This window comes from Streptomyces sp. WELS2 (assembly GCF_013870595.1).
GTDB lineage: Bacteria > Actinomycetota > Actinomycetes > Streptomycetales > Streptomycetaceae > Streptomyces.
On record NZ_JACBWZ010000954.1, the window covers coordinates 1 to 2179 of the forward strand.

Genomic DNA, 2179 nt, shown 5'->3' on the forward strand with positions numbered 1-2179 from the left:
GGCCAGCCCGTACCCGAGCCGCCGGCGGCGCACCCTGCGCAGGTGCGCCAGCTCGCCGAGCAGCCGGTCCAGCAGCCGGGAACCGGGCCGGGCCACGGGATGCACGAACGGCGGAGTGGCCCGGCGGTAGAGCATCAGCTGCCGGGTGGTGGGCCCGAACCCGGTCACGTGGGCCGCGCACCGGGGGCACTCCACGAGGTGGTCCTCGAAGCGGAAGGCCTCCGCCGCGTCCAGTACGCCGAGCGCGTACGCGCCGGCGTCACGATGCCGTTCCAGGGACCTCATGCCGAATCCTCGTGCCGATGGGTGCGGGGGTGCTCCTTGCCCCCACCCGTACGCGGCGGACCACCGGATCGCTCAAGGCGCACACACAATCGTGACCAGGGAAGGCACGGCGGCCCGGCCCGTGGACCGGGCGCGTCCCGGAAGGCGCGGAAGAGACGGGCGGAGGCTTCAGAAGAGGTGGATCGCGAGGTGCCCCAGCGGCAGCCCCAGCCGCCAGGCCGGTGTCCACACCTTCGGCCCCTCGTCCTCCCCGAACACCGGGCCGCCGCCCGGCACCGCGTCCAGGTCCGGCGCGAGCAGCTCGGTCTCCTCCAGCCAGCGCCAGGCGTCGGCGGCCAGCGCCAGATCCGGGCAGGGAGCGCCGGAGCCGGCCGCCCGCTCGGTCCGCTCGGCCATGCGCGTCCGCACCCAGTCCCGCCACGGCTGGTCGTAGGCGGTCAGCGCCAGCCAGTTCTCCAACTGGGAGATCACCCGGATGCCGGACAGCTCCCCGTCGGTGTCGGACAGGAAGACGGTCAGCGCCAGCGCGTCCCGGCCGGCCCGGAACTCGAAGGACGTCGGCGGCATCAGATCGCCGGTGCGCAGCAGCTCGTCGGCGATGTACTCGGCGTACAACCAGGCCATCGGGACGGCCAGTTCACCGCCGCCGGTGCCGTCCGTGCTCTCGTGACCTCTGTGCAGCATCCCTTCCTGCCCTTCCTCCGGTGCGTACGCGTCGCCCGAACCTCCGGGCCCGGACCCCCGTCCGGAACGCGGATGAGGACAGCCCATGCCCGAACGGGGGCCACAGCAAGGCGCTTTACCGAGGTTTGACCAGCCTTCCGGTTTCACCGCAGGTCGGCCGCGTAACCCGGGAGGACCCGGCGCAGGGCGCGCAGCGCGTAGTACGCGCGGGACTTCACGGTACCCGGTGGAATCCCCAGGGTCTCGGCCGCCTCCGCCACACTCGCCCCACGGAAATACACGAGTACGAGCACGTCACGGTGGGCGGGAGTGAGTGTCTTCACAGCCTCCCGGACATCGAGCGTCGCCGCGGCCCGCTCGGCGTGATCGGCGGTCACCCGGGCGTTCTCGGGGACCTCGTCACCGGTCTCGGGCGGCCGGGCCCGCCGCGCCCGGCGGGCGTCGATCGCCAGGCGCCGGGCCACGGTCAGCAGCCAGGGCCGTACCGAGTCGAAGTCGCCGGCGTGCAGCGCCTCCGGATGCTGCCAGGCGCGCACCAGGGTCTCCTGGACGAGGTCCTCGGCGCGTTGGCGGTCTCCGTCGCACAGCCTGAGCAGCAGGGCGAACAGCGGACCGCCGTGCTCGCGCTGGAGCGCGGCCAGCTCGTGCTCGGCGGTCGTCGTCCCGTGGGTGAGTGAGGTTCCGGCCGTCATGGCCGTATCGCAGCGCAGGCCGGGCCCGGCGGACAGGGGGCGGAGCCGGTCGTGCGACGGACGGTCGATCGCGTCGGCGAACGGTCGGCCGGGTGGTGCCCCGGGACACCGGACGGGCTAACGACGCCACCCGGGCTGTTTATCCGACGCATCAGATTCATACCCATATGCCCGTCACGGCTTCGTCTGTCCACACGACGACTCTGGGGTGAGTTGATGATCGGACGCACCAAGCAGGTGGCGCTGGTCCTGACCGCCGTCCTCGCGGCCGGGGCGGCCTGCCGGAACCAGTACCGGGAATCCGGCACACCGGGACACGCGGCGCCCCCGGCGCCCGCCGCGGCCGGCCCGTTCACCCTCGTTGCCTCCGGGGACATCCTGCCGCACGCCACCGTGGTCGAACGGGCCGCCTACGACGCCGGCGGCGACGGCTACGACTTCCGCCCCATGCTCTCCGCCGTCCAACCGGCCGTCTCCGGCGCCGACCTGGCGCTGTGCCACCTCGCCACCGGCTACGG

Annotated in this window: 3 protein-coding genes and 1 pseudogene; 1 reads left to right on the plus strand and 3 read right to left on the minus strand. The window is 73.3% G+C overall.

Going from position 1 to position 2179, the window contains the following annotated elements; genetic code table 11:
- From H5J33_RS32185 to H5J33_RS32195, 3 genes are all read right to left on the minus strand, one after another.
- Positions 1-285: zf-HC2 domain-containing protein (locus H5J33_RS32185; protein ID WP_181798264.1), on the minus strand; the 285-nt coding region annotated here is incomplete at its 3' end.
- A gap of 168 nt (positions 286-453) precedes the next feature.
- Complete coding sequence (locus H5J33_RS32190) at positions 454-969, minus strand: hypothetical protein (protein ID WP_181798265.1); 516 nt, start codon at positions 967-969, stop codon at positions 454-456.
- A 143-nt stretch (positions 970-1112) separates the two neighbouring features.
- Positions 1113-1661, minus strand: coding sequence for a sigma-70 family RNA polymerase sigma factor (locus H5J33_RS32195; RefSeq protein WP_181798266.1), 549 nt, complete (start codon positions 1659-1661; stop codon positions 1113-1115).
- Positions 1662-1877: 216 nt separating this feature from the next.
- On the opposite strand from H5J33_RS32195, the pseudogene H5J33_RS32200 reads away from it, so the two are divergent.
- Positions 1878-2179, plus strand: a pseudogene (locus H5J33_RS32200) (CapA family protein); the annotation flags it as partial.